Raw genomic sequence first — 24,645 nt, forward strand, 5'->3', positions numbered from 1 at the left:
TCACTCCCCTCGGAGCCGCTCGAGCCGTTCCAGCGTGTCCGCGTCCTCGGGATCCTTGTCCGACCGCACACCCTGAAACCGCGGGAACCGTAGCGCATAGCCCGACGAGTAGGTCGGCGAGGACTGGATCTCCTCGTAGCCGACCTCGAAGACGACCGCGGGCTCGAGGTCGACCGCTTGGCCCTCCTCGGCAGCGATGTGGGGCTCGAGCAGTTCGGTCAGTTCCGCGAGTTTCTCGTCGGTGATCCCGGTTGCAACCTTGCCGACCGTCTCCAAGCGGTCGTCGGCCTGCACGGACAGCTCGAACGTGCCGAGGAACGTCGCGCGCCGGCCCTCGCCCCACTCAGCGCCGGTCACGACGCAGTCGAGCGTCTCCACGTCGGGCTTGCGCTTGCGCCAGTGTTTCCCGCGCCGGCCCGGTGAGTAGGCCGATTCGGGGTCTTTGAGCATGATCCCCTCGTGGCCCGCCTCGAGAGCGTCGGCGTCGATCGACTCGATCTCGTCGGGATCGTCGGTGTGCCAGAGCAGCGAGAGGCCCTCGACGTCTTCGTCTGCGACTGCGTCGTCCGTGTCGCTACCGGCCCCGGAATCGGCCAGTACCGACCGCAGCCGTTCGTGACGCGTCGTCAGCGGCTCCGCGAGCAAGTCCTCACCGTCCGCGTGCAGGCAGTCGAAGAAGACCGGACGCACCGTCACGTTCTCGCGGGCCTTCGCCACGTCGTGTTTCCGCCGAAAGCGCTTGAGCACCTCCTGGAACGGGAGCGGGCTCCCGTCGCCGTCGACCGCGACGACTTCGCCGTCGAGAATCGCGGGTTCCGCGAGCGTCTCTTCCGCGAACTCGACCACCTCGGGGAGCGCGTCGGTCACGTCCTCCATGTTTCTCGAGAAGACGCGCGTCTCCGCCACCGATCCGTCGGCCGCTCCCGGATCGCCGGGCTCGTGGTGGAGTTGTATTCTGGCCCCGTCGTACTTCCACTCCACCGCGGCTTCCGCCCACTCCTCGAGCGCGTCGGTGACCGTCCCCGCCTGGGCGAGCATCGCCTGGATCGGGCGCCCGACCGCGAGATCCATCCCGTCCAGCCCGTCGACCCCCTCGTCGCGCGCAATCCGTGCGACCTGCCCGTAATCGTTCGAGACCTGCAGGGCGCGCTCGACCCGATCCTCGGGCACCTCGAACGCCTCGGCGATCGCGTCGCGGACGGTCCCCTCGCCGACGCCGATGCGCATCTCCGAGAGGACGAGCCGGGCGAGGTATCGGGCCTCCTCGCTCGCACAGCGGTTGAACAGGCCGAACAGCAGGTCGACCTTGCGGTCCTGGCTGCCCGAGCCCTCGGCGTGGGCGAGTTCCTCGAGCGTGTCCGCGACCTCGCGGACGGTCAGGTCGTCGCCACCGCCGCCCTCGCTCCCCGATCCGCCGCCCGCGAAGGCACCCAGCCCCTGCTGGCCGCCGAACTCGTAGCTCGCCGCCACGTCGCCGATTTCGCCGATCTCCGCGAGTCGGTCCTCGACGTCGTCGGCGCTGACGTTCGTCCCCGCCGCGCGAGCGATCGCCTCGTAACACGCGCTCGGGCCGATATCGAGCGTCGTCGAGTCCCAGGCCGGGAACACCCGTCCCTGAACGAAGCGGGCGACGATCTCGAGCGTCTGCGGTTCCACCGCGTCATCAGAGGACCGTCGCTCCTCGCCCTCGTCACTCGCGTCCACGAGCAGGTCCCGAACGTGGGCGACGATCTCGAGGTCGGCGGGCTCGGCTTCGATCGTCCCGGCGCGGTCGGCGAACGTGGCGAACTCCATCGGCCGACTCTATCGCCGCGGGGAGTAAAACGATTCTGAGACGCGATCGAGCCGGCGCAGAGGGACGCGTTTAAAGGCCCTCGCGTCCCCACAGGGAGGTATGCCAGAGGAGGAACTCGCCGCGCGGGTCGCGGACGTGCTGGCGGTCGACGCCGACGACTTCCGCGAGCGGGCCGAGGCGGACGCCGAGGTGATCAAAGACGCCGTCGAGGAGGGCGTCTTCGACAACCCGCAGGCGATCGTCGGCTTCGAGTACGAGTTTTACGCCGTCAAGGCCGACGACTGCACGCTCCGGCGGGTTCCGCGCCGACTGCTCGAACTAATCGGCTTCGAGAAGGAACTCGGCCTGCACAACGCGGAGATGGTGACCAGTCCGCAGCCGCTGAACGCCCCCGGGCTGGCCGCGCAGGAATCGGAAGTGAAAGCGCGCCTGCAGACGGCGCTTGACGTGACCCAGTCCGAACGGATGCGGCTGGTGAGCGACGCGCTCTGGACGATTCCGCCCGAGGGCGAGGAGGCCGGTACCTACCTCACCGACAGCGTCGAGCGAACCGCGGTCGCACCGGACGGAACCGAGCGCCGATTTCGCATCGCGACGAACATGAGCGACTCAGCGCGCTACCACGCGATGGCCAACACCGATCAGGCCGACTCCGCGGGAATGCGCATCGAGGCGCCCCACGTCTCGCTGCAGGCCGACACCGTCATGCCCGAGAGCCTCATCACCTCGATCCAGCCCCATTATCAGGTGGCTCACGCACCCGACCTCCCCGAGTACTTTAACTACGCCCTGCGAGTCGCGGGGCCGCTGTTGGCACTGGGGGTCAACTCCCCGTTCTTCCCTGCCGACCTGTACGACGAGGACGCGACCGCCGACGAGATCCTTCGTGACGGCTGGATGGAACACCGAATCAGCGTCTTCGAGACCGCCCTCAACGACCCAACTACGGGGGAGGGAAAGGTCCGGTTCCCACACGACCTCGAGACCGTCGAGGAAGCCATCGATCGGATCGCTGCCGACGATACGATCGTCCCGATGCCGGTCGGCTCCGGCGATCGGTTCGACGATCAGTTCCCCCACTTCAGCCGCAAACACGGCACCTACTGGCGGTGGATCCGCCCGGTCTTCGGGGGCCCGACCCGCTCGGCCGCCAACGCCCGCATCGAGTTCCGGCCGATCCCCGCCCAGCCGACTGTCCGTGACTCGATCTCGTTCCTCGCCGCCTTCGCCGGCCTGATGGAGAGTCTGACCCGGCTCGAGCATCCCGTCGTCGAGCTCGACTGGCAGATCGCCCGCGAGAACTTCTACGCCGCGATGGTCGACGGTCTCGGGGCCGACCTGACCTGGATCACCAACGACGGCAAGGAGACGACCGATGGCCTCGCGCTCTACGAGGATCTGCTGGCCCACGCCGAGGACGGCCTGACCAACCGCGGGCTGAGCGAGGAGGACGCCGCGAAGTACCTCTACCCGCTCCGGCGGCGCGTCCGCCAGGGCGTGACGCCGGCGAGCTGGAAACGCGAGCAGGTCCGGGCCGAACTCGAGGACGAGACCGATCTCGCCGACGCGATCGCTGCGATGCAACAGGAGTACGTGACACGGCAGTCCGAGACGCTACTCGAGGGGAGCTTCGCGGACTGGATCGGCGACTAGGGTTCGACGACGTTCGTCGCGGCGTCGGCGGGCAAAAAGCGGAGATTATCGGGCCGGGGTGGGCTCGACGTTCTGGTTCGTTCGGAACAGGTTCTCCGGGTCGTACGTCGCCTTGATCTCGGCAAGCCGGTCGTAGTTGTCGCCGTAGGCGATGTTCTCCTCCCCTTCGCGCTCGCTGACGAAGTTCACGTAGACGCCGCCGGTCGCGTACGGTCTCATGGCGTCGTAGAACTCCCGGGACCAGGCGATGCAGTCGTCGTCCATCGCGGGATCCTCCCAGCGCGTGTGCACGTTCATGCCGTACGCGGCGTCCCGGTGTGGGAACGCAGTCTCGTCCGTCGAGACTCGCGCCATCGCACCGCCGAGCTGTGCGAAGAAAATTTCGGACTGCATCGACGGCAGGTTCCGCGCGTATTCGACCGCGGTATCGATGGCCTCGTCGGAGAGTTCCCTGAAGTTGTGGGACTTCCAGTAGTTCCGAGCGCCCTCGGTGAGCAGCGGATCGAACGCCTGCTGGAACGCCGCGTACCGGTGCGGACCGACGGTGTCGACGATGGGGTCGCCGTACTCGCGGATCGGGGCCAGCACAGCCTCCCCCTCGGCCACGTCGCCCGCGTAGAACGGGATCACGACGAGCACGTCCTCGCCGTGGACGTCCTCGGGGAGGAACGGGAGCGGCGGTGCCTTCCGGAGGACGGCCCAGACCGTCGATTCGTCCGGCGCGTTTTCGTTGTGATCGCGGATGTGGCGGAGGACGTCCGGCGCGTCCGCGCCGTGATAAACGACCAGTCCCGCGAGTACCTCGGGTCCGACCTCGTGGAGATCGAACTCGAAGGCTGTGACGACGCCGAAGTTGCCGCCGCCGCCGCGGACGCCCCAGAACAGATCCGGGTTCTCCGCCTCGCTCGCGTGGTGCAACTCGCCGTCCGCGGTGACGATGTCGACCGAGCGCAGGTTGTCCACGGTCATGCCGTACGTGCGCGTGAGCCAGCCGAAACCGCCGCCCAGCGTGAGTCCGGCAATGCCCGTCGTCGAGTTGATTCCCAGCGGCGTCGCCAGCCCGAACGCCTGCGTCTCGTGGTCGAAATCGGCGAGCGTCGCCCCCGGCTCGACGCGCGCCGTCCGCTCCTCCGGATCGACGCGGACCGACCGCATCGCCGAGAGATCGAGCATCAGTCCGTCGTCACAGACCGCATTTCCCGCGATGTTGTGTCCGCCGCCCCGAACCGCCAGCGCCAGGTCGTGATCGCGCGCGAAATTCACCGCGGCGATCACGTCCGAAACGCCCCTCGAGCGGACGATAAACGCCGGGTACTTGTCGATCATTCCGTTCCAGACCGCTCGCGCGTCGTCGTAGTTCGGATCCTCCGGTCGGAGTACCTCACCGTGGAGTCGCTCGCCGAATCCGTTCAATGCACCGTCGTCTACGGGCGTGGTAGTTACTGCCATTGTCCCCCAGTAGCCGTACGCCTCGCCCGAGCATATAGTCTCACATAATTAATAATTATAGTAGCTCCGGCGACCGAGAGAGACTCCTGCGCTGGCGCGTTGGTACGTCTCCTCGATGCATCGGGCTCGGAGAGTTCGGAGCGCTCGAGGACACGATTCGTAGCCCGTGCTGGGACATATCTGCGCGACTGATCGTCGTGTTGGATATACTACTGTTTTATCTCCGTTAGACACCTATCGTGATATATGGGAGCAATGCACCAACAAGAGGGGGAAGCAGCGTTCGACGAGCTGCCGAGCGACGCCGTTCGCTCCTTCGTCGCGGAGTTTCGCGGCGACGTGCTGACGCCGTCCGACGAGGGGTACGACGACGCGCGAGCGATCTGGAACGAGATGATCGACCGGTATCCGGCGCTCGTCGCGCGCTGTGCTGGCGTCGCTGACGTCGTCTCGTCGGTGAACTTCGCCCGCGACCACGACCTGCCCCTCGCGGTGCGGGGCGGCGGACACAACGTGGCCGGGACGGCCATCTGCGACGGCGGAATCGTCGTCGATCTCTCAGCGATGAACGGCGTCCGGGTCAACCGCGAGGCGGAAACCGTCTACGCCGAAGGCGGCGCGACGCTGGGCGACGTCGACCGCGAAACGCAGTTGTTCGGCCTCGCGACGGCACTCGGTGCGGTGTCACAGACCGGAATCGCGGGACTGACGCTCAACGGCGGCTACGGTCACCTGAGCCGCGAGTACGGACTCGCACTCGATAATCTGGTCAGCGTCGACGTGGTGACGGCGGACGGGCAGGTACGCACTGCCAGCGAAAATCGGAACGAAGACCTGTTCTGGGCGATCCGCGGCGGCGGCGGCAACTTCGGCGTCGTCACGGCCTTCGAGTACGCCCTCCACGAGGTCGGTCCGGAGGTGTACGCCTTCTTCGTCTGGTACCACGGCGACGACGCCGACGCGGCGCTGTCGGCCTTCCGCGAGTGGACCGAGACCGCGCCGCGAGACGCGGGCGTCCTCGTCTTCACCGCCCACGTCCCCGAACTCGAGGAGTTTCCCGAGGAGACGTGGGGCGAACCGGCGGTCGCGTTCCTCGGCTCCGCCCGCGGCGACACAGCGGACGCGCCGGCGGTCTACGACCCGCTCCGCGAGGTCGCGACGCCCATCGCCGACATGAGCGGACCGATGGACTACGTCGACCTCCAGTCGATGCTCGACGAAGACTATCCGGACGGGCTGCGCTACTACTGGAAGTCGATCTTCCTCGAGGGACTCACCGACGAGGTCTTCGATCTCATGATCCAGTACAACGACTCGACCCCGTCGGCGCTCTCGACGATCGACGTCTGGCACCTCGGCGACGCGGTCGCGGACGTTCCGCGGGACGCGACCGCGTTCTGGCACCGGGACAAGCCGTACATGCTCACCGTCGAGGCGAACTGGGAGGAGGCCGACGAGGACGACGCGAACGTGAACTGGGCGCGCGAGGTGTTCGCCGACGTGCAAGCGCTGCCGGTCGCCTCGGGCCGCTACGGTAATTTCCCTGGACTGAACGAAGATCCCGTGAAGTTGCTCTACGGCGACAACTACGACCGGTTGGTCGAGGTCAAGACGGAATACGATCCGGAGAACCTGTTCCGGTCGAACGCGAACGTTCCGCCGCGATCCGGCGCCGACTGATGGATCGATCCTCGTCGACCGAGGGCGTCGAAACCGCTGCGGATCCGGCGGCGTCGACTATCGAGGCCCGAAACGAGCGACTCGTTCGGGATTACTTCGCGGCCGTCTGGAACGACGGCGACCTCGAGGCGTTCGACACCGACGCGGTGAGCGACGACTACGTCCTTCACCACGGGACGGACGACACGTATACGATCGACGAACTGCGGACGGCCTGGGCCGACTGGTACGCGACGTTTCCGGACCTGCGAAACGATATCGAGGACGTGATCGCGACGGCCGATCGGGTCGTCGTTCGGTACCGGTTCTCGGGAACGCACGAGGCGGCGGTCTTCGGCGTTCCGGCGACGGGGACCGAGGTCGAAACGGCCGGCATCGTGGTCTTCAGCGTCGATGATCACCAAATAGTCGAGGGATGGGCGCTCGACGACGTTCACGGGCTGCTCCAGCAACTCGGCAGCGTGAACGGCGGCCGTGACTGACGGTCACGAGCGGCCGAAAGCGATTAAGTAGCCTCGCTCGAGAGTTGTGCGTATGGTAACCTTCCTCTCCGGGGGCACCGGGACGCCGAAGCTGTTAGACGGGGCAGCGGCCGCGTTCTCGCCGGAGGAGACCACAGTCGTCGCCAACACGGGCGACGACATCGAGCTCGGCGGGCTCTTCGTCTCGCCGGACGTCGATACGCTGCTGTTTCAGGGTGGTGGAATCCTCGACCGGGAGACGTGGTGGGGCATCGAGGGCGACACGCACCGAACCAACTCGGCACTGAACGACATCGCGTCGGCCGCGGGCCTCCCCGACGGCCCGCAGTTCCTGCCAGAGGGGCGCCAGACCGAGGGACGACGGCTCGCGCACTGGCGGCGCTTCTCCGGCGTCGCGGAGTTCATGACGATCGGCGACCGCGACCGGGCCGTCCACATCACGCGGACGAGCCTGCTCGACGAGGGCCACACGCTGAGCGAGGCGACCCAGCGGCTGGCCAGCGCGTTCGGACTGTCCATCGACCTGCTGCCGATGAGCGACGATCCGGTGGCCAGCCTCGTCCACACGGATCAGGGCCTCATGCATTTCCAGGAGTACTGGGTCGCCCACCGGGGCGAGCCGACCGTCAACACCGTCGAGTTCCGCGGCTCCTCCAAGGCCGAGCCGGCGCCGGGCGTCCTCAAGGCGCTCGACGACACCGTCGTCATCGGCCCGTCGAACCCGGTCACGAGTATCGGACCGATGCTCGCGCTGCCGGGCGTCGCAGACGCGCTCGCGCAGACGACGGTCGTCGCCGTGTCGCCGTTCCTCGGCGACGATGCCTTCTCCGGCCCCGCCGGCGACCTCATGGAGGCGGTCAACGCCGAACCGAGCACCGACGGGCTGGCGACCGCCTACCCGTTCGCCGATGTCTTCGTGATCGACGAGAACGACGACGCCGACTTCGACCGGCCGACGGTCCGAACCGACATCGAGATCGACTCACGTCAGGACGCCGCGCGCGTGATCCGTGCTGTCGACGCTGCGATCGATCATCTGAGCTGAGATGGCTCCGAACGTCCCCTTCGCGCCGCCGCTCGCCCTCGCCAGTCTGAGCGGCGAGGCCGACGCCGACTGGGCGCGGGCCGGCGCGGAGTACGCCGGCGCCGCGTTCCTCGGCGGCATCGCCCTCGACGCCGACTCGAGAGCGGCTGCGCGCGACCTCGTCGCACGCGACCGAACCGAGTTCCTCCCCGAGGACCCGATCGCCTTCGTCGACCGCGAACTCGCCGCACTCGGAGACGTGCCCGTCCAGCCGGCGTTCAACGTCCGAAGCGCGACCGTCGAGCCGATCGTCGAGGCCGCCCGCGTCTGCCGGGATCACGACGCCGTCCTCGAGATCAACGCCCACTGCCGGCAGGACGAACTCTGTGCCGTCGGCTGTGGCGAGACGCTCCTGCGAGACCGTGACCGGCTCGCGAACTACGTCGAGCGCGCGGCCGAGACGGGCGTCACCGTCGGCGCGAAGGTCCGTGCCGAAGTCCCCGGCGTCGACCTGCCGGTGCTGGCCCGTGATCTCGAGGCCGCCGGCGCTGCCTTCGTCCACGTCGACGCGATGGACTCCGAAGCCGTGATCGCCGACGTCGTCGACGCGACCGACCTATTCGTGATCGCCAACAACGGCGTCCGCGACGCCGAGACCGTCCGCGAGTACGTCGACTACGGCGCCGACGCGGTCAGCGTCGGCCGGCCGAGCGACAACCCCGCAGTGCTCGAGCGGGTTCGCGAGGCCGTCGAACGGGAGTTCGGGCTCGAGGCGACGCGGTAGCGGTCGACGTCGATTCGGAAGCCGTAGCCAAATCAGTCGAGACAAGCGAATAGTCGTCTCGCTGCTGGCCGATCACCCCCTCTGCGGTGGCATTCGCTGCGTTCGCCGAGGGGAACACCGAACCAGGACGTAGATCGCTTACAACGGCGCACCGACCAGTAAGAGCTTCGCGCGCTCGTCGCCGCGGTTGAAGATCTGGCGCGTCTCGCCCGCATCCAGCCGAATCGCCTCGTCCGTCTCGAGCCGGACCGTCTCGTCGGCGTCCTCGAATTCGACCTCGACCGTGCCGGCGACCACGTAGTAGACCTCCTCCTGCCCGGTGTTCGTCTCGTCGTGTTCCTTGCCCTTGCCGCCGGGCTCGAGTTCGAGCACTGAGATGCCGAGGTCGTCCGTCTCGAGTTCCTCCTTCAGAAACCACATGCCGCCCCACTCCTCGGGGACGACGGAGTCTACGTCGGTCTTGGCTGCGGTATCGTAGCCCATACGCCATCGTCGTCGGTTCGACGCTTAAATCGACGGGACGGCGAACCTCCTGCCGACGCCCGACGGACCGACCCGTCCGCCGTAGGCGCGGCGGTAGACAACCCCTACCCCTAAGCCGTCCGGGCACGCAGCGAGACGTATATGCGATCGACGGCCCAGAACGCGGAACTGGCGCTGCTGCTCGAGGTCGCCGGAACACCCAAGCCGGGCAACGTCGACCGCCATCGGGACCTGGCGGATCTGCGGTTCGAGCACTTCCTCGCCGGCGCGGTGGGGGCCAGCGAGGGGCTCGAGCTGGCGGCCGACGGCGCGTCGGTCGGACCGGCGTTCGAGCGGGCAGTCGATGGTATGGCCGCCCAGAAGGGGGGCAACACGCAGTTCGGGGCGCTGCTGTTGCTCGTCCCGCTCGTCTGCGCCGCGCGCGAGGAACTCTCGCAGCCGATCGCCGAAGCCGTCGTCCGCGAGACGACCGTCGGCGACGCGGCGGCGTTCTACCGCGCGTTCGACCACGTCGACGTCGGCGTCGGCGACCCGCCCGCGGACATGGAACCGCTCGACGTCCGCCGCGGTTCGGACGCGGTCCCGGCCGTCCGGGAGCGCGGACTAACGCTGCTCGAGATCATGGAGCGGAGCGTGCCGGGCGACGACGTCGCTCGCGAGTGGGTCCGCGGGTTCGAGCGGTCGTTCGCGGCGGCCGAACGGCTCGCCGACGCCGACGGCCCGATATCGGAGCGGACCGCGGCGGTCTTCCTCTCCCTGCTCGCGGAGCGACCCGACACGCTCGTCGCGACGCGCCACGGCGAGGACGCTGCCAGGGAAGTGACCGAGCGCGCTGCCGAACTCGCGGACGGCGACGCCCTCGAGACCGATCGAGACGCGGTCGAGTCCTTCGCCGACGACCTCGTCGCCCGCGGTATCAATCCGGGAACGACGGCCGACGTCACCGCGGCCGGGCTGTTCGTCGCACTCGAGCACGAGGCGATCGAGCTATGAGCGACGATCGACCGGCGGACGAGACCCGAGGCGACGACGCCGAGTGGCCCGCCTCGCTATCCGGCGTCACCGAGTCAGTCGTGACCACACTGGGACCGAACGGACTGTGGAACGCCGCCGCACTCGGCCTACACGCCGGCGAGCCCGTCACCGCGCGGACGTGGGGGAACACCCGCACCCGGCGAAACTTCCACCGGGAGGGCGAGGGCTACGTCCAGTTCGTCGACGACCCAGTGGCCGTCGCAGACGCCGCCCTCTCGATCGTCGAGTGCGAAGACCCCGTTCTCGAGTCGGCGACCGCCTGGGTGCGCGTGACCGTCGAGCAGCTCGACGCGGGAACCGACGGGGAGACCGACTGGGAGGAGTGGGCGCTTCGGCCCGTCGAATCCGCGGTCGTTCGGGAGACGATTCCGACGATCGACCGCGGCTTCGGGGCCGTCGTCGAGGCGACCGTGGCCGCCTCGCGACTCGAGGTGGCCGACTACGACGAGGCCGAGCTCCGCGACCGGCTGGCGTGGTGCGCCGAGATCGTCGAGCGCGCCGGCGGGCCGCGCGAACGCGAGGCGCTCGAGCGCGTGCGCGAGCATTCGGCGTGGTGAGCGTACTGTGTCGATCCCCCTCCGATGCCGACGCGTCGCCGTCGCAGAACGAATGTCTTTAGGGCGCGCTCGGAGAACGGACCGACATGGCAATCAAGCCGGCCTACGTCAAGAAGACCGGGAACCTCCTCCTGGAGCGGTATCCGGAGGCGTTCACGACCGACTTCGAACAGAACAAAGAGAGCGTCGAAAAGCTCACGAACGTCGATTCCAAGGGTGTCCGCAACCGCATCGCGGGCTACGTCACCCGGAAGAAGGGCGCGCAAGTTCCCGCGTAAGTCTGTATTCTGCTTCGTCGAAGACCGTATCGACCGATAGCGAGCCACAGCGCTCGCCAGTAGTGTGCGACTCGAGTACTGAGAGAAGCGGTTCCGCCGTGCTCGGCAAACCGACTGACGGGTCGCCAGTCCGAAACGGAAGATCGTTACTCGCCGAAGCCAGGCTCCATGTAGCTCGCAGCGACGAACGCGACGAACGCGACACCCCATCCGAACAGCATACCGACCATTCCCGTCAGGATGTTCATCTGGTAGCCGAGTACCGGCAGTACGCCGTCGGTGTACCCCAGCCAGCCGAAGGCGACGGCCAGCAGCACCGCGACGACCGCCACGGCCGTCGCACCCATGCTGAATCGCGTCTCGAGCAGTCCCCGATCGGTCGTACTCGTGGTCGAACTCGTCATCGGGACCACCTCCCGCCGGCGGCCTCGCGTCGAACCTGTCGGTAGTGCATCGGTCGCTAGGTGCCGCTCCCGTTTCTTAATATCTTCTATCCGGCCGCTGGCTCCTCGTCTGTCGCAGCGCGTCCGCTCAGTGACATGCGCTACCGAAAACCCAAACGGTTTTGCGGACACGACTCGGAGTGGCGAAAAATGGCAGTACGAGTAGGCGTACTCGGTGCGACCGGCGCAGTCGGACAGCGATTGATTCAGCTGCTCGATCCCCATCCGGAGTTCGAGATCGCGGCCCTGACCGCGAGCGACGCGAGCGCCGGCAAGACGTATCGACAGGCCGCGAAGTGGCGCGTCGACAGCCCCATCCCGGAGGACGTCGCCGAGACCACCGTCACGGCGACAGACCCCGACGAAGTGCCCGACGACGTCGACCTCCTGTTCTCGTCGCTCCCCTCGAGCGTCGGCGCAGAGGTCGAACCCTCGTTCTGTGAGGACGGCTATATCGTCTCCTCGAACTCCTCGAACGGCCGGATGGCCGACGACATCCCGCTCGTCATCCCGGAGGTCAATGCGGACCACCTCGATCTGCTCGAGGTCCAGCGCGACGAGCGCGGCTGGGACGGCGCGATGGTCAAGAATCCCAACTGTTCGACGATCACCTTCGTCCCGACGCTCGCGGCCCTCACCGACTACGGCCTCGAGAAAGTCCACGTTTCGACGCTGCAGGCCGTCTCCGGCGCGGGCTACGACGGCGTCTCCTCGATGGAGATCATCGACAACGCCATCCCCTACATCGGTAGCGAGGAGGACAAACTCGAGACCGAGTCGCGCAAACTGCTCGGCGATTTCGACGGCGCGGAACTGTCGCACAACGGCATGTCGGTCTCGGCCTCCTGTAACCGGATTCCGACGATCGACGGCCACCTCGAGAACGTCTGGGTCGAGACCGAGGAGGACCTCACCCCCCAGGACGCCGCCGAAGCTATGCGCGACTACCCCTCGCTGGACCTGCGCTCCTCGCCCGAGCCGCTCATCCACGTCTTCGACGAACCCGACCGCCCGCAGCCGCGGATGGACCGTACGCTCGGCGACGGCATGGCCATCGCCGCTGGCGGCTTACAGGAGACTCCCTTCGGCCTGCAGTACAACTGCCTCGCCCACAACACGATCCGCGGTGCGGCCGGCGCGAGCGTCCTCAACGGCGAACTGCTCCTCGAGAACGGCTACCTCTAACCGCCCGGTTCTTCCGTCCGTTCGACCGTCGTCCGCAAGCGTGCCCCACTATAACAATCGTTCGCGTCGTAGGACTGTAGAGAGCGTGTTATGGTCCTTATCGTCGAGTTCGAGATCGCGACGCCGATTCTCCGGCGGGCGGTCGAGGCCGCCTCGGGAATCGATGTCGAAGAGATCTTCCGGCCGTCGGCCGACGAGACCAAGTTCATCTTCTGGGTCTACGGAGCGGACCTCGACGGCGTCGACGCCGCACTGGACGCCGACGAAACCGTTCGCCAGTTTGCCCTCCTCGAGGAGTCGGGCGACCGTCGTCTCTACAGCGGCACGCTCTCGGAATACGGGAAGGAGAACTTGACGTATCCGATTGCGGCGGAGTACGACATCGCGTACCTGGACATCACCGTGACGAAGGACACGAGAATTCGTGCTCGCATCCCGACGCGAGAGGCACTGTTCGCCTACCGAGACGCCTGTCGCGAACGGGAGATCCCGTTCCGGATCGAACGCATCTTCGACGAATCGGATCACTCCGGCGATCGATACGGCATCACCGACAGACAGCAGGAAGCGCTGCTCGCTGCCCTCGAGAAGGGATACTTCGACGTTCCGCGGAAAACGACGTTGTCGGAGATCGCCGAAACGCTGGATATCTCGGATCAAGCGCTGTCCGCTCGTCTTCGGCGGGGCCAGGCCAACCTGCTTCGGAATACGCTCCGAGAACGCACCCCGTCTTAAATCGTTGACCCTCCAATGGAGATGATTTCCCCCATCGCACCGGTAGGGGATGTATGGAAACTGAACCCGCTACTGACGAGGCGCAACCGCACGGCGCAGGCGACACCTACCAGGCTGGGCCGTCTCAGTCGCTCACCGAAGCAGTCATCGAGGCGGTCGCATCGGCGTCCGGACTGGACGCGTTCGAGGTCGCCGACGAGTTCGGACCGCTGTACGACGTCATCGATCCGTCGGCGCTGGACTCGCTGTTCGAATCGACCAGGGGAACGGACCGGACTGTCGGCAGTGTTTCGTTCGAGTACGGCGACTATCGAGTCACGGTCGACGGGACCGGCCGTGTCGAACTCGCGGACGAAGAGTAACGGTCGCTCGAGAACGATCGGACGCTAATCGTCGGTTCGCGGCAGTGCGACGACCGGGACCGAGGCTTTTTTTACGAGTCGGCGTGCCACGTCGCCGGTAAGTAGTTCCACGAACCGGTTCCCGCCGCGGGGTTCGAAGACCACGGCGTCGACGCGTCGTTCGACCGCCGCCTCGAGGATCGTCTCGACGACGTCGGTACCGAACAGGATCGCCGTCTCGACCGAACCCGCGTGTCCCTCGAGCGGTCCGCGTGTGCGCTCGAAGATCTCCCGAGCGTACTCCTCGCGCTGTTCGACCGAGGCCTTGTCGGGCGCGCCGCCGGCCTTCTCGATCACGTTGACGACGAGCACCGTACTCGAGGGTATGAGATACGGCGCGAGCGTCGCCGCGGTTTCTTCGCCGTCGTCCGGATCCGCGACTGGAACGAGGACCGTTCCGTCGAACGAAAGCGTCATCTCGTTCCCCCCGTCCGCCCCGCTCGAGCGGTGTCGCCGACTACTGAGCGTGCCATACCCCGGATTTCGGGGCACAGGATGAAAAAGGTGCGTTAGACGGCTCGAGGCGAAGGAGACCACCGACGACCGATCCGGCGGACCGATCCGACGATCGGCCGAGTCAGGGCAGCACCTGATTCCTGAGGTCCGCGTCGGCTCCCTCGTCGAATCGGCGGCGGTTTTCGGCGACGATGTCGGCCAGTCGGTCGTAGTACCGCGGCGTGTGACCGGCGTTATGGGGCGTGATCTGGACGTTCTCGAGCGTCCAGAGCGGGTGCGCTTCGGGCAGCGGCTCGGGGTCGGTCACGTCCAGCGACGCACCGCGGAGCCAGTTCGAGCGCAACGCCTCGACGAGCGCGTCGGTGTCGACGACCGGCCCGCGAGCGACGTTGACCAGCACGGCCTCGGGGTCCATCGTGACGAACGCGTCGCGGTCGATCAGCCCGCGAGTGGTCTCGGTCAGCGGACACGCGAGCACGAGGTAATCCGTCCGCGCGAGCGCGTCGTCGAACGCCGCGCCCTCGAAGCCGACCACCTCGTCGGTCGGCCCGCCCTTCTCGGGGGTGTACCGCACGCCGATCGTCTCGACGCCGAACGGCTCGAGGCGCTCACAGACCGCCCGTCCGATCGCGCCGAGTCCGACGACGGTGACCGTCGATCCCTGCAACTCGTGGGCCTTGTAATGTCGCCACTCCCGGCGGCGCTGCCGGCGCGCGCCGACGTGAAACCGGCGGGTGAAGCGAAGGATCGCGCCGAGGACGTGCTCGCCGATGTTCGGCCCGTGGACGCCCGAGGCGTTGGTCACCGCGACGCCGCGGTCCTCGAGGTCGTCCAGTGGGAGGTGGCCGGTCCCCGCGTAAGCGCAGGCGAAGACGTCGAGATTCTCGGCGCACTCGAGGAGGTCCTCCTCGAGGGTCATGCCCGTGACGAACGGCGCGTCTCGGATCGCCTCGCGCTCTTCGGCCGGCGTCCGCGCGAGGGCGACGGTGTGATCGGGGAGACGGTCGCGGATCGCATCGACGTACTGTTCGATCGGCGTTCCGTGGGTTCCCTTCCGGAGGACGAGTACGTCCGGCGTGTCGGCGTCGCTCATATCCGTGGCGTCGTCCAGTGCGCTCAAAAGCGTTCGTCTCGCGGCACTCGGTCCGGCGGCCGGACGGTCCGTCCGCCAGCAGGACTCGTCGAAGCGGCCGAAAATTCGCCTCGCAGTTTTTATAATGGCTCAATGAGTCTCACTGCCGTATGGAACGCGTAGACGTCGCGATCGTCGGCGGCGGCCCCGCAGGTGCGTCCGCGGCCGAACAGGCCGCCGCACACGGTGCCGAGACGGTCCTCTTCGAGCAGGGGGTGCCCCGAGAGGACCGCGAGGGACTGGGGCCGGATTCGACCGACGCCGCAGGGATGCTCGACTACTGGATCGACCTCATGGAGTTCGACTACCGGGAGATTCCCGACGACGTCGTCCTCCGGGAACTCGAGGGGACGGAGTTCATCGGGCCGAACAGCGCCGTCGAACTGCGGACGACGGGGATCGACGCCAGCTACCCGAAGTTCGGCTACACCTTCCACCGTGCGCGCATGGACGACTGGCTCTACGAGCGCGCGACCGATGCGGGCGCGGACCTGCGCGTCGGCACCGGCATCAAGGACCTCGAGACCGACCTCCGCGCGTCGGGTTCGAACGGACCGACCCACACGCTGACGCTCGCGAACGGCGACGAACTCGAGGCCCAGTACGTCGTCCTCGCGGACGGCCCGCAGCGACGGATCACGCTCGAGGCGCTCGACCAGTTCACCGCGCCCGGACGGAGCGTCTCCGACTACCTCTCGCCGCCGGAAGCCAACCACATCGCCTATCAGGAGTATCGGGACTTCCCCGAGGAGCTGTTCGCGGAGTTCGAGGACACCCTCAAGTTCTGGTGGGGCTACATGCCCGGCGAGACCGCCTACCCGTGGATCTTCCCGAACGACGGCACGGTCGCCCGCGTCGGGCTGACGATGCCGATCGGGATGGACCTCGCGGACGTCGAGAACCCCGGCGGCTACAAGCTCCTGCGGCCCGACGACGACAAAATCCCGTCCGGCGCCGAGTACATCCGTCGCCTGCTCGAGCAGGAGTACGGCGACGAGTACGACATCGAGGAAGACATCCCGCGCGTCGAGGATCGCGGGAAGTCGAAGGGGACCGAGACCTATCCGATCTCCTCGACGCGACCGATCGAGTCGCCCGTCGGCGCGAACATCGCCGTCGCCGGCGGCGCGATGGGCACCACTTCGGCCTTCCACGAGGGCGGCTACCACGTCGCCGTCCGCACCGGCAAGATCGCCGGCCGTCTCGCCGGCACGGACTCGCTCGAGAACTACAACGAACTCTGGAAGAACGCGATCGGCGACGAGATCCTGCGCAACGTCTCCTTCGCGGAGATCGTCAAAGACTACGGCCCCGACGACTGGGACTGGGCGTTCGACACCGTCAACGACATGCAGGGCAACGGCGCCGACAACGTCCTGATCAACCGGCGCTACACGGCGGGCCTCGACGCCGCGAAGATCCTCGCGATGTACAAACGCCAGAAGTACAAGTACCGCGACGGCCGCTACGTGCAGCTCTCCGAAGACGACTACTTCTACTGACCGGGGTGTAGCGGCACCCTAACCGGGCTCGAGCGGCGATCCTTTTTCCGCCTCGACGTGGGAGCGAGAGTATGGACGCTGGCGCAGCCGAGGGGCCGTCCGATGAACGCGACCGCCGGGCGGACGGTGCGAACCGCCGAGCACCCGACGGACAGGCACCCGAGGAGTACGGCGACCACCGCGGGCAGGGCGATCACGACGATCACGATCATCACCGGAGTCGCTGGCCGCTAATCGCCGCTGCCGGAGCCGGCGGGCTCTACGTCGGCTTCGGTATCTACATCTTCGCGCGGGTGACCGACATCGTCCCGCCGGTGATCGGCGTCGCCCTCGCCGTCGTCGGCACGATCGTCCTGCTGGCCGGCGTCGCGGGGTGGCTCGAGCAGGCGTTTCTGGCACCGGCCCGCGACGCACAGGGCAGCCCGAAATCGCGGCGGTCGTACGTCTCGACGACGCTGCTCTTTCTCGCGACAGACGTCTCGACGTTCGGCGCGCTGTTCGTCTACTACTTCTTCGTCAGAGTCGGAACGTGGCCGCCCGAGGAGCTTCCGCCGCTGCTCGGGTCGCTCGTCGCGATCAACACCGTCTTGCTGGTCGCCAGCAGCGTCACCTTCCACTTCGCACACGAGGCCCTCGAGTCAGACGACCGGCGGCGATTCCTCGGACTCCTCGGAGCGACGCTCGCACTCGGCGTCGTCTTCCTCGCCGGCCAGGCGTACGAGTACTACGAGTTCGTCGTCGCGGAGGGGTTTACGCTCACGAGCGGCATCTTCGGTAGCGCATTCTTCGGCCTGACCGGCCTCCACGGCCTCCACGTCACGCTCGGCGTCGGTGGAATCGCCGTCCTCTGCTGGCGGGCGGTTCGGGGTCAGTACGGTCCCGACCGGGATACGTCCGTCGCGACCGTTTCGCTTTACTGGCACTTCGTCGACGCCGTCTGGCTCTTCCTCGTCGCCGTTCTCTACGTCGGCGCGACGATAACGGTGTGACCGCCGCGCGCTCACGGTAACTCGTCCGAGTCGAGATCAGTCTCGAGAAGTCGAAGCGCCGCCGAGTCGCATCCACAGAGGTCCGACTGTCCGAGCGGCCGGAGTGCGCCGTCGGGCCAGACTTCGACGATGCCGATCTCACCGCAGCGCTCGCACGTCGCCGCTGCTCGCCGCTTTCCGCCATCGTTACTCACCGGAGTCACCTCGAGGGATCGACTCGTACCACGGCCAGTGACGAAAAACCCCGGCGGCGGCCGATCGGTCTGCGAATCAGGGCGTCGCCGGTGTGGTTCGGGGTCGGTCGACCAGTATCCGATGTGACCCCTTCACCTCCGTAGAGAGAGTTACGGGCGACAATTACCAGCCCGTGAAACGTTCAACGCCGATCGCAACAGGAGTTTATACCGGTGGCCGCCGGCAGGAATCCGTGGATGTTCTTCCACGAACCAGAGCTTCAGTACGAGGTCACCGTCGAAGATCCGGATCCACACTTCGCGAAACTCCTCCAGCAAGCGATCGGCGGCCAGGAAGGCGAGATGCGCGTCGCGCTGCAGTACATGTTTCAGGCGTGGGCGGTGCCGGAACAGCACAAGGAGTACCGAAACCTGCTGATGGAGACCGCGGCCGAGGAACTCGGCCACATCGAGATGCTCGCGTCCGCCGTTACCAAGAACCTCCGTGGCTCGTCCAAGAGCATGAGCGATACGGTCCAAGAAACTGCGGAGACGGCCGAGGCGATGACCGCACAGGGCCCGCGTCAGTTCCTCTCGTCGGGCCAATCGGCGATGCCCGTCGACAGCAACGGCGCCCCCTTCACCGGCAACTACATCGTCGCCTCGGGTAACCTCGCCGGCGATCTCTACGCCAACGTCATGGCCGAATCGACCGGCCGGACCCTCGCAACCCGACTCTGGGAGTACACCGCCGACCCCGGAATGAAGGACATGCTCTCCTACCTGATCGCTCGAGACACCATGCATCAGAATCAGTGGCTGCAGGCCCTGGAAACGCTCGACGACCCGGTTCCCGTCCCTGCGAGCTTCCCCCAGGAAGAGGAAAACCAGGAGTACAATTACACGTTCATGTCGACTCGACGCGACGAACAGGAAGACCCCGATCTGCCCTGGACGCAGGGTGACGCCCCCGACGGGAAGGGCCAGTTCTCCTACACCGCTCGACAGCCGGGCGACGGCGAGGTCGTCGCCCCCGACCCGGACGAAATGACTCACGACGAGCCGAACGCGAGCGACGAGTAGCGCCACCACCGAACCGATGCGCCGGCGGTCGTGAGACGACGTCTAATCGCCTCGCATACGCTCCTCGAAGCCGGCCATTTTCCGGTAGATCGGCGGCGTCAGCACGCCGGCGATCCCCACGAGGATCGCGATCCCGCCGATCGGAAACAGCAGCGGCTCGGCCGCGAGACAGGAGTTGCGAGACGTGATCTGGACGTAGTAGCGCTCCCCCTCGTACGGGACGACCACACCCTCGAACAGCGCCTCCCTGTTCGCAACGTCGCCGTCGATCGTTCCCTCGCGGAGCGGGCTCTCGAGGGCCTCCTCGATTGCTGCCCGTTCGGCAGCCGTGAGTTCCTCGGCGGGAAGCACTTCGACCGTCTCCGGAAAGTCCTCGTACTCGTCGACCGGCGTCGCCGTGATCGAGGGCGTCCCACAGAGTCCGACGCTGTCCTGTACGACGACGTAGCCGCCGACGATCGTCAGCGGGAGCCCGGCGGCGATCAGGAGGACGCCGAGAAACGGCGCGACGTACGTCAACAGCAGCGACTCCGATTCAGCTGTCGGCTCGGTCGGCCCCGTCTCGTCCGTCGCGGGCGGATCGGCCGGCCCCGGTGGCGCGTCGTCGTCGCTCATCGTTGCTCGGTCTCCCCCGTCGACGGACGGCGCTGGCGGCCGCCGAGGTACGTAATCGTTCCGGCGAGTCCCAGCCCGTACAGCCAGTGTGCGAGCAGCACGAGGACGAGATAGGCGACCAGTTCGAGGCCCGTCTGACCCGTGTAGAACGCGATCGCGAACCCGGAGGCGATGACGGTCGCGTACCACAGCCCCGTGACGAGGGTGAGTTCGCCCGGCAAATATTCGCCCAGCGAAAGGAAGAGCAGCGCCCAGACCGTCATCCCACCGACGAGGAAGACCCCGTAGCCCAGCGCGACGCTCCCGGGTAGTCCGAGGAGCGTCGCGAGGTTCGCGAAGGACTCGAGGTCGAACGCGCCCAAAATCACCGCCGCAAAGAGGACGCCCGACATGAGCATCGTCCCGACGAAGCCGCCGGTCGCAGCTGCGCCCGCGTCGTTCGCGACGGTTCGAGCGACCGGCACGATTCGACCGGCGAGCGACGGCGGTCGCTCCTCGCGTGCGGGGACGTACGACGGTCGTACTTTTTCGGGCTCGCTCGGTGGGATTCCGCGTTCGCGCTCGAGCCGATCCTCGAACCACTGCCACTCGGGCGTGAACTGCTCGGTCGCCTTGAGGTCCCAGGGGTCGGCGGTCTCGACCGGCGTCCCCTGAAAGTACGACCAGAGCATGTTGTACAGCCACATGAGGACGCTAATGCCGATGATGAACGCGCCGACGGTTGCGACGACCTGCAGCGCCGAGTACCGCGGCGGATAGGTCGCCCATCGACGGGGTAGCTCGAGAAAGCCGAGCGCCATCAGGGTCATGAACGTCAGCGCGGAACCGACGACCAGCAGCGACGACTGGAAGAGCGCGAGTCGGCGGTCGTACATTCGGCCGGTCAGCAAGGGGTACCAGTAGTAGCTGGCCGCGAACATCATCAGCGGGATGATCCCCATGAGGATGAGGTGGAAGTGGCCGACGACGTAGTAGGTGCCGTGGTACATGATGTCGACGGGAATCACCGCGAGGAAGATGCCGGTGACACCGCCGACGATGAACAGGCCGATCGAGCCGACAGAGAGGATCGTCGGTGCGGCGAGTCTGACGTCCCCGTTCCACATCGTGGTGATCCAGTTGAACACCTTGATCGCGCTCGGAACGGCGATCGCGACCGACGTCGCCATGAAACTCGCCCGCACCCGTGGGTCGACACCGGTCACGAACATGTGGTGGGCCCAGACGCTAAACGAGAGGACGCCGATCGCGATCGTCGAGTAGACGATGAACTTGAACCCGAACAGTTTGCGACCGACGAACTTCGGCAGTATGAGGCTCATCAGCCCCGTCGCGGGGAGAAAGATGATGTACACCTCGGGATGACCCCAGAACCAGAAGAGGTGCTGCCAGAGGATGGGGCCGCCGCCCTCGACCGCGAAGAACGTCGTCCCGAAGTTTCGGTCGAACAGCAGCATGAGCACGGCGGTTCCGAGCAACGGGAACGCGAAGATGACGATCGCGCTCGTGACGAGCATGTTCCACGAGAAGATATCGAGGTTCGCCCAGCCGATCGACTCGTCGCGCTCGTAGATCACCGTCGTGATGAAGTTGAGCGCGCCGATCGTGGTAGCGATGCCACTCAAGTGGAGCCCGAGGAGCAAGAAGTTCGTCTGCGGGTTCGGTGCTAGCGACAAGGGCGGATAGAGGTACCAGCCGATCGCCGGTTCGCGCAACGCGAACAGCGCCGTCAATAAGTCAGCCGGAACCACCAGCGCGAGCACTTTTCCCGTCACCTCGGCGACGATCCCCAGTCGGGCGAGCAAGAGTGAGGGCGGCAGCATCCAGAATCCAACCGCGTTGAGCCGCGGGAACGCCATGTCGTCGGCCCCGATCAACAACGGGAGGAAGTAGTTCCCGATCCCGAAAAACACCGGCGTGACGAAGAAGATCAGCATCGTCAGCCCGTGCATCGTAAAGAGTTCGTTGTACGTCTGCTCCGTCCAGAGGTTCGCCTCGGGCGTCAGCAGATGCGTCCGTATCATCATCGCGTCGATCCCGCCCCAGATCGCCGCGACGGTCCCGAACGCGATGTAGAGCAGGCCGATCTCGCGGTGGTTCGTCGTCGTCGTCCAGCGAACGGCGGCCGCCTTCGCGTCGGCGAGACTAAACTGCCGATCGCGACCCACGGCGTAGCCACCGTCCGGCGTCGGATCGGCGCGTAACCGTCGCGCCACCACCACTGTCAGGAGGCAACTGACGGCGACGATACCGAACAGCGACACCTCCGCGAGGGCACGGTTCATCGCCGCCTCTCACCTCCGACCGATCGACCGCACCGCTCGCCGCCGTGCATAGCGATGGACTCACCATCGCCACCAATAAAGCTGAACTGACGATGTCATGAGTATCACCGGTTTCGATACGTCTTCTACCAGAATACGCCCCTTGAAACTGGTACGGACTCGTGACAGTTCAACGATCCATGGCTGCCGTATATCAGCGCGGCTCTCGAACCCCCGCCAATGGGTAGTCGTCGACGCACGATCGAGACCCTCTTCATCGCGGTCCTTCTGAGCCTCCTCGCGCTGACCGGCTCGGTCGCGGCACAGTCAGTCAACCGGGAACTCATCAACGGCCTCGAGTACCAGTTGCTCTACGTCGCGCTCCCGCTCACCCTGTTCGTCCTGCTCATTCTGGTCTACGCGGCGGTCAAGTTCCACGACAACGACGACCCGCAGCCGACCACGGAGGATCCCGCTCTCGAGATCACCTGGACTGCGGCCACGGCGATCATCCTCCTGTTCGTCGGCCTCTCCGGCTACAGCGTTCTCGTCAGCCCCTACGTCTCACCGTCGCAGTCGGCGGACATCGACCGCAGCCAACAGGAGTTCGAATCGTTCGCGGACCTCCCCGACACCGACGACGAGGAAGTGTACGTCACCGGCTACCAGTGGGAGTGGCAGGCCAGCTACCCCGGGGCGAACATTACAACCGCAGACGAGATCGTCATCCCCGCCAACGAAAGCGTAACCATCTGGCTCACGAGCGAAGACGTCGTTCACTCGCTTTTCGTCCCGGATCTCGGCGTCAAGCAGGACGCCTTCCCGGGTCGCTACACTCGTGCCCGAACGATGGCCTACGAACCGGGCCGCTACAACGTCGTCTGCGCCGAGTTCTGCGGCGCCGGCCACTCGTGGATGGACGGCGAAATCGTCGTCCTCGAGCCCGACGCCTACGAGCAGTGGCTCGCGGAGAACGAGGGCAACGTTACCGAGACGCCACAACCCAGTTGAGCCACATGGGGGCGGGAGAGTAGAAGAGTTAAACGATCGACGCACCTAGGTGTACTGCGTGCCTTTAGTCCCCGTCCGAGCCAACCCATTCGGGTGCGATGACAGCACGGCGAACCCGGGCACGCGACAGTAGTACTCGGGGAACGCACCGTTCCCCCGCCCGGCACGAGGGTTAGCCAGCCGACGCGGCACGCCGCCACGGGATGAGGCTGGACGTTAGTGTTCCGGGCGCACATTTTCGCGGCGGACAGAGAAGTCACGACGATGGAAGAGGAGACAGTCCTGACGCACTGTCTCGAAAGAGAGCGAATGGCGGAGCAAGCGAACGAGATCGCGGCGGCAATCGACTCGACTATTCTGAATCCACACGGAGAGACGGATTACAGCCGATAGGTGACAGACGGCAGCAGAGCGGAAGTCGTTCGAACGTCGCGGGCACCGACGATAGGTCGTGAATTACTCGTCTTCGCTCGTCGATTCCCGTTCGATACTATCCCACTGCTGTTTCCTCTCGAGGGTTCGTCGACTGTCGTCGCACTTTCCATCCGTTATCCCGTCTGCGAATAGCTCCACGTTCGTCTTCAAACGAGTTCCGTGTCGTCTGGTCGCTCTCAGCGATCGTCGCTCGTCGTTTCCGCTACCGGGTCGCTATACAGGAACGACTCGGTCGCGTTGCCGACGATCGAATCCGGACCTTCGACCTCACGCGCACGTTCAGCGGTAGCGCGAATACCGTCGAACCCAGTCTCGGCGACTATATCCCCGCTTCGCTGGTTGACCGTAACGATCCCGTGGTCTTCCAGTTGTGGGAGGTGATTGTGACGCAGCGCTACCGTAATCGTCTCTTTTTCGTCTTCCGAGACCGACTCGACCGCTTTGTCGTGCTCCCACGCAGCAAGTTGCAAGGCCAACCGATCGATAGTGGCGCGTTCGTTCTCGAGAAAGTAGTACAAAACGTATCGTCGATACGGATCGGACAGTAATCCGTAGATAGCGTCGAGATCGGACGGGTCGTCCCCTGTATCCATGTTTTACTCTTTCAGAGATAACAGGATAAGCCCCGCTCCAAAAATATTTGGCCTCCGGTACTGGAAGTGATTCGTGGAAGTGACGCCTCTCGAAAGAGAGGCTGGTCGCGCTTTTAAATACAGAAAGCCCCCAGCACCACGGCCGGTGCTGGGGGCTTCTGAAAGTATAAGTATGAGTGGTCGGCGGCGAAACGAAGTTCCCAGAGGCTCGCGCACTCCAGTACTGGCCGTAACGCAGGCGGGCTTATCTTCCGTGTTCGGGATGGGTACGGGAGGAACCCCGCCGCTGTGGCCGCCTTAACGCCGATTCACGGAATCGAACCGCGATCATGCCAATATCGGTGGTGTCTCGACCGTAGTGTACGTGTAGTCCAGTTTGCGTCCGGACCCGTTCTCGCGTCACGGATC

26 protein-coding genes and 1 rRNA gene are annotated in these 24,645 nt (G+C 66.1%); 16 read left to right on the forward strand and 11 right to left on the reverse strand.

All coding sequences use genetic code 11. The features are described from left to right. The gene (ligA, locus tag NDO75_RS24045) at positions 1–1,794 is read right to left on the reverse strand and encodes an ATP-dependent DNA ligase LigA (protein WP_310909164.1); all 1,794 of its coding nucleotides are present in this window, start codon (positions 1,792–1,794) and stop codon (positions 1–3) included. Between the two features lie 100 nt (positions 1,795–1,894). On the opposite strand from ligA, the gene NDO75_RS24050 reads away from it, so the two are divergent. Beyond that, entirely contained in the window at positions 1,895–3,448 is a 1,554-nt protein-coding gene (locus tag NDO75_RS24050; RefSeq protein WP_310909165.1) for a hypothetical protein, read from the forward strand. A gap of 45 nt (positions 3,449–3,493) precedes the next feature. Here NDO75_RS24050 and NDO75_RS24055 read toward each other — a convergent pair whose 3' ends face one another. After that, positions 3,494–4,897, reverse strand: a complete 1,404-nt coding sequence (locus tag NDO75_RS24055; RefSeq protein WP_310909166.1) for an FAD-binding oxidoreductase — start codon at positions 4,895–4,897, stop codon at positions 3,494–3,496. Between the two features lie 246 nt (positions 4,898–5,143). Here NDO75_RS24055 and NDO75_RS24060 point away from each other — a divergent pair, with 246 nt between their 5' ends. From NDO75_RS24060 to NDO75_RS24075, 4 genes are read left to right on the forward strand one after another with little or no spacing between them, the layout of a single operon-like run. Next, positions 5,144–6,577 (forward strand): FAD-binding oxidoreductase, encoded by a 1,434-nt coding sequence (locus NDO75_RS24060; RefSeq protein ID WP_310909167.1) that lies wholly within the window; start codon positions 5,144–5,146, stop codon positions 6,575–6,577. Next, a complete protein-coding gene (locus NDO75_RS24065) occupies positions 6,577–7,059 on the forward strand; it encodes an ester cyclase (RefSeq protein ID WP_310909168.1) in 483 nt (160 codons plus the stop codon). Before NDO75_RS24060 ends, NDO75_RS24065 begins: the two co-directional genes overlap by 1 nt. Before the next feature lie 52 nt (positions 7,060–7,111). Then, a complete protein-coding gene (gene cofD, locus NDO75_RS24070; protein ID WP_310909169.1) occupies positions 7,112–8,104 on the forward strand; it encodes a 2-phospho-L-lactate transferase in 993 nt (330 codons plus the stop codon). 1 nt (position 8,105) lies between these two features. After that, complete coding sequence (locus NDO75_RS24075) at positions 8,106–8,867, forward strand: tRNA-dihydrouridine synthase (protein WP_310909170.1); 762 nt, start codon at positions 8,106–8,108, stop codon at positions 8,865–8,867. A 138-nt stretch (positions 8,868–9,005) separates the two neighbouring features. Here NDO75_RS24075 and NDO75_RS24080 read toward each other — a convergent pair whose 3' ends face one another. Next, the gene (locus tag NDO75_RS24080) at positions 9,006–9,350 is read right to left on the reverse strand and encodes a cupin domain-containing protein (protein ID WP_310909171.1); all 345 of its coding nucleotides are present in this window, start codon (positions 9,348–9,350) and stop codon (positions 9,006–9,008) included. A 141-nt stretch (positions 9,351–9,491) separates the two neighbouring features. Between NDO75_RS24080 and NDO75_RS24085 the strand changes: the two genes are divergently transcribed. The 3 genes from NDO75_RS24085 to NDO75_RS24095 all read left to right on the forward strand — a co-directional run bounded on the left by NDO75_RS24085 (position 9,492) and on the right by NDO75_RS24095 (position 11,220). Beyond that, the gene (locus NDO75_RS24085; RefSeq protein ID WP_310909172.1) at positions 9,492–10,343 is read left to right on the forward strand and encodes a triphosphoribosyl-dephospho-CoA synthase; all 852 of its coding nucleotides are present in this window, start codon (positions 9,492–9,494) and stop codon (positions 10,341–10,343) included. Then, complete coding sequence (locus tag NDO75_RS24090; protein ID WP_310909173.1) at positions 10,340–10,942, forward strand: DUF447 domain-containing protein; 603 nt, start codon at positions 10,340–10,342, stop codon at positions 10,940–10,942. Before NDO75_RS24085 ends, NDO75_RS24090 begins: the two co-directional genes overlap by 4 nt. Positions 10,943–11,028: 86 nt before the next feature. Next, positions 11,029–11,220 carry a 30S ribosomal protein S17e gene (locus NDO75_RS24095; RefSeq protein ID WP_138779915.1) on the forward strand — a complete coding sequence of 64 codons (192 nt, stop codon included), beginning with the start codon at positions 11,029–11,031 and terminating at the stop codon, positions 11,218–11,220. A 146-nt stretch (positions 11,221–11,366) separates the two neighbouring features. Here NDO75_RS24095 and NDO75_RS24100 read toward each other — a convergent pair whose 3' ends face one another. Next, positions 11,367–11,633 carry a hypothetical protein gene (locus NDO75_RS24100; protein ID WP_310909174.1) on the reverse strand — a complete coding sequence of 89 codons (267 nt, stop codon included), beginning with the start codon at positions 11,631–11,633 and terminating at the stop codon, positions 11,367–11,369. A gap of 180 nt (positions 11,634–11,813) precedes the next feature. On the opposite strand from NDO75_RS24100, the gene asd reads away from it, so the two are divergent. The 3 genes from asd to NDO75_RS24115 all read left to right on the forward strand — a co-directional run bounded on the left by asd (position 11,814) and on the right by NDO75_RS24115 (position 13,945). Then, a complete protein-coding gene (gene asd / locus NDO75_RS24105; protein WP_310909175.1) occupies positions 11,814–12,848 on the forward strand; it encodes an aspartate-semialdehyde dehydrogenase in 1,035 nt (344 codons plus the stop codon). Between the two features lie 90 nt (positions 12,849–12,938). Beyond that, positions 12,939–13,583 carry a helix-turn-helix domain-containing protein gene (locus tag NDO75_RS24110; RefSeq protein WP_310909176.1) on the forward strand — a complete coding sequence of 215 codons (645 nt, stop codon included), beginning with the start codon at positions 12,939–12,941 and terminating at the stop codon, positions 13,581–13,583. Between the two features lie 53 nt (positions 13,584–13,636). Next, positions 13,637–13,945 (forward strand): HalOD1 output domain-containing protein, encoded by a 309-nt coding sequence (locus NDO75_RS24115; protein WP_310909177.1) that lies wholly within the window; start codon positions 13,637–13,639, stop codon positions 13,943–13,945. Between the two features lie 24 nt (positions 13,946–13,969). Here NDO75_RS24115 and NDO75_RS24120 read toward each other — a convergent pair whose 3' ends face one another. Together NDO75_RS24120 and NDO75_RS24125 are read right to left on the reverse strand one after the other, a co-directional pair. After that, a complete protein-coding gene (locus NDO75_RS24120) occupies positions 13,970–14,401 on the reverse strand; it encodes a universal stress protein (RefSeq protein WP_310909178.1) in 432 nt (143 codons plus the stop codon). 160 nt (positions 14,402–14,561) lie between these two features. Next, positions 14,562–15,533: a D-2-hydroxyacid dehydrogenase gene (locus NDO75_RS24125; RefSeq protein WP_310909179.1), complete on the reverse strand. Its 972-nt coding sequence runs from the start codon at positions 15,531–15,533 to the stop codon at positions 14,562–14,564. 149 nt (positions 15,534–15,682) lie between these two features. Between NDO75_RS24125 and NDO75_RS24130 the strand changes: the two genes are divergently transcribed. Both NDO75_RS24130 and NDO75_RS24135 read left to right on the forward strand, forming a co-directional pair. Further along, positions 15,683–17,074 carry an NAD(P)/FAD-dependent oxidoreductase gene (locus tag NDO75_RS24130; RefSeq protein WP_310909180.1) on the forward strand — a complete coding sequence of 464 codons (1,392 nt, stop codon included), beginning with the start codon at positions 15,683–15,685 and terminating at the stop codon, positions 17,072–17,074. 71 nt (positions 17,075–17,145) lie between these two features. Further along, positions 17,146–18,063: a heme-copper oxidase subunit III gene (locus tag NDO75_RS24135; protein WP_310909181.1), complete on the forward strand. Its 918-nt coding sequence runs from the start codon at positions 17,146–17,148 to the stop codon at positions 18,061–18,063. 11 nt (positions 18,064–18,074) lie between these two features. Here NDO75_RS24135 and NDO75_RS24140 read toward each other — a convergent pair whose 3' ends face one another. Further along, positions 18,075–18,257, reverse strand: a complete 183-nt coding sequence (locus NDO75_RS24140; protein WP_310909182.1) for a hypothetical protein — start codon at positions 18,255–18,257, stop codon at positions 18,075–18,077. 237 nt (positions 18,258–18,494) lie between these two features. Here NDO75_RS24140 and NDO75_RS24145 point away from each other — a divergent pair, with 237 nt between their 5' ends. Next, entirely contained in the window at positions 18,495–19,319 is an 825-nt protein-coding gene (locus tag NDO75_RS24145) for a manganese catalase family protein (protein WP_310909199.1), read from the forward strand. 42 nt (positions 19,320–19,361) lie between these two features. Here the strand turns inward: NDO75_RS24145 and NDO75_RS24150 are convergent, their stop codons facing one another. Then, a complete protein-coding gene (locus tag NDO75_RS24150) occupies positions 19,362–19,934 on the reverse strand; it encodes a hypothetical protein (protein ID WP_310909183.1) in 573 nt (190 codons plus the stop codon). Continuing rightward, positions 19,931–22,219, reverse strand: a complete 2,289-nt coding sequence (locus NDO75_RS24155; RefSeq protein ID WP_310909184.1) for a DUF6789 family protein — start codon at positions 22,217–22,219, stop codon at positions 19,931–19,933. Before NDO75_RS24155 ends, NDO75_RS24150 begins: the two co-directional genes overlap by 4 nt. Positions 22,220–22,438: 219 nt before the next feature. Here NDO75_RS24155 and coxB point away from each other — a divergent pair, with 219 nt between their 5' ends. Both coxB and NDO75_RS24165 read left to right on the forward strand, forming a co-directional pair. Beyond that, on the forward strand, positions 22,439–23,209 hold the full coding sequence (gene coxB / locus NDO75_RS24160) for a cytochrome c oxidase subunit II (RefSeq protein ID WP_310909185.1): 771 nt from the start codon (positions 22,439–22,441) through the stop codon (positions 23,207–23,209). Positions 23,210–23,473: 264 nt separating this feature from the next. Further along, positions 23,474–23,602, forward strand: coding sequence for a hypothetical protein (locus NDO75_RS24165; protein ID WP_310909186.1), 129 nt, complete (start codon positions 23,474–23,476; stop codon positions 23,600–23,602). Positions 23,603–23,820: 218 nt separating this feature from the next. On the opposite strand, the gene NDO75_RS24170 is transcribed toward NDO75_RS24165, so the two are convergent. Together NDO75_RS24170 and rrf are read right to left on the reverse strand one after the other, a co-directional pair. Further along, complete coding sequence (locus NDO75_RS24170; RefSeq protein ID WP_310909187.1) at positions 23,821–24,237, reverse strand: hypothetical protein; 417 nt, start codon at positions 24,235–24,237, stop codon at positions 23,821–23,823. 178 nt (positions 24,238–24,415) lie between these two features. Next, positions 24,416–24,537: ribosomal RNA gene (gene rrf / locus NDO75_RS24175) — 5S ribosomal RNA — on the reverse strand. Positions 24,538–24,645: the final 108 nt, after the last annotated feature.

The organism is Natrinema sp. 1APR25-10V2 (genome assembly GCF_031626495.1).
Classification (GTDB): Archaea; Halobacteriota; Halobacteria; order Halobacteriales; family Natrialbaceae; genus Natrinema.

Bases quoted from the DNA above. Each gene is read 5' to 3' on its own strand.
- ligA (WP_310909164.1), bottom strand. From the start codon at position 1,794: ATGGAGTTCGCCACGTTCGCCGACCGCGCCGGGACGATCGAAGCCGAG.
- NDO75_RS24050 (WP_310909165.1), top strand. From the start codon at position 1,895: ATGCCAGAGGAGGAACTCGCCGCGCGGGTCGCGGACGTGCTGGCGGTC.
- NDO75_RS24055 (WP_310909166.1), bottom strand. From the start codon at position 4,897: ATGGCAGTAACTACCACGCCCGTAGACGACGGTGCATTGAACGGATTC.
- NDO75_RS24060 (WP_310909167.1), top strand. From the start codon at position 5,144: ATGGGAGCAATGCACCAACAAGAGGGGGAAGCAGCGTTCGACGAGCTG.
- NDO75_RS24065 (WP_310909168.1), top strand. From the start codon at position 6,577: ATGGATCGATCCTCGTCGACCGAGGGCGTCGAAACCGCTGCGGATCCG.
- cofD (WP_310909169.1), top strand. From the start codon at position 7,112: ATGGTAACCTTCCTCTCCGGGGGCACCGGGACGCCGAAGCTGTTAGAC.
- NDO75_RS24075 (WP_310909170.1), top strand. From the start codon at position 8,106: ATGGCTCCGAACGTCCCCTTCGCGCCGCCGCTCGCCCTCGCCAGTCTG.
- NDO75_RS24080 (WP_310909171.1), bottom strand. From the start codon at position 9,350: ATGGGCTACGATACCGCAGCCAAGACCGACGTAGACTCCGTCGTCCCC.
- NDO75_RS24085 (WP_310909172.1), top strand. From the start codon at position 9,492: ATGCGATCGACGGCCCAGAACGCGGAACTGGCGCTGCTGCTCGAGGTC.
- NDO75_RS24090 (WP_310909173.1), top strand. From the start codon at position 10,340: ATGAGCGACGATCGACCGGCGGACGAGACCCGAGGCGACGACGCCGAG.
- NDO75_RS24095 (WP_138779915.1), top strand. From the start codon at position 11,029: ATGGCAATCAAGCCGGCCTACGTCAAGAAGACCGGGAACCTCCTCCTG.
- asd (WP_310909175.1), top strand. From the start codon at position 11,814: ATGGCAGTACGAGTAGGCGTACTCGGTGCGACCGGCGCAGTCGGACAG.
- NDO75_RS24110 (WP_310909176.1), top strand. From the start codon at position 12,939: ATGGTCCTTATCGTCGAGTTCGAGATCGCGACGCCGATTCTCCGGCGG.
- NDO75_RS24115 (WP_310909177.1), top strand. From the start codon at position 13,637: ATGGAAACTGAACCCGCTACTGACGAGGCGCAACCGCACGGCGCAGGC.
- NDO75_RS24120 (WP_310909178.1), bottom strand. From the start codon at position 14,401: ATGACGCTTTCGTTCGACGGAACGGTCCTCGTTCCAGTCGCGGATCCG.
- NDO75_RS24125 (WP_310909179.1), bottom strand. From the start codon at position 15,533: ATGAGCGACGCCGACACGCCGGACGTACTCGTCCTCCGGAAGGGAACC.
- NDO75_RS24130 (WP_310909180.1), top strand. From the start codon at position 15,683: ATGGAACGCGTAGACGTCGCGATCGTCGGCGGCGGCCCCGCAGGTGCG.
- NDO75_RS24135 (WP_310909181.1), top strand. From the start codon at position 17,146: ATGGACGCTGGCGCAGCCGAGGGGCCGTCCGATGAACGCGACCGCCGG.
- NDO75_RS24145 (WP_310909199.1), top strand. From the start codon at position 18,495: ATGTTCTTCCACGAACCAGAGCTTCAGTACGAGGTCACCGTCGAAGAT.
- NDO75_RS24150 (WP_310909183.1), bottom strand. From the start codon at position 19,934: ATGAGCGACGACGACGCGCCACCGGGGCCGGCCGATCCGCCCGCGACG.
- NDO75_RS24155 (WP_310909184.1), bottom strand. From the start codon at position 22,219: ATGAACCGTGCCCTCGCGGAGGTGTCGCTGTTCGGTATCGTCGCCGTC.
- coxB (WP_310909185.1), top strand. From the start codon at position 22,439: ATGGGTAGTCGTCGACGCACGATCGAGACCCTCTTCATCGCGGTCCTT.
- NDO75_RS24165 (WP_310909186.1), top strand. From the start codon at position 23,474: ATGGAAGAGGAGACAGTCCTGACGCACTGTCTCGAAAGAGAGCGAATG.
- NDO75_RS24170 (WP_310909187.1), bottom strand. From the start codon at position 24,237: ATGGATACAGGGGACGACCCGTCCGATCTCGACGCTATCTACGGATTA.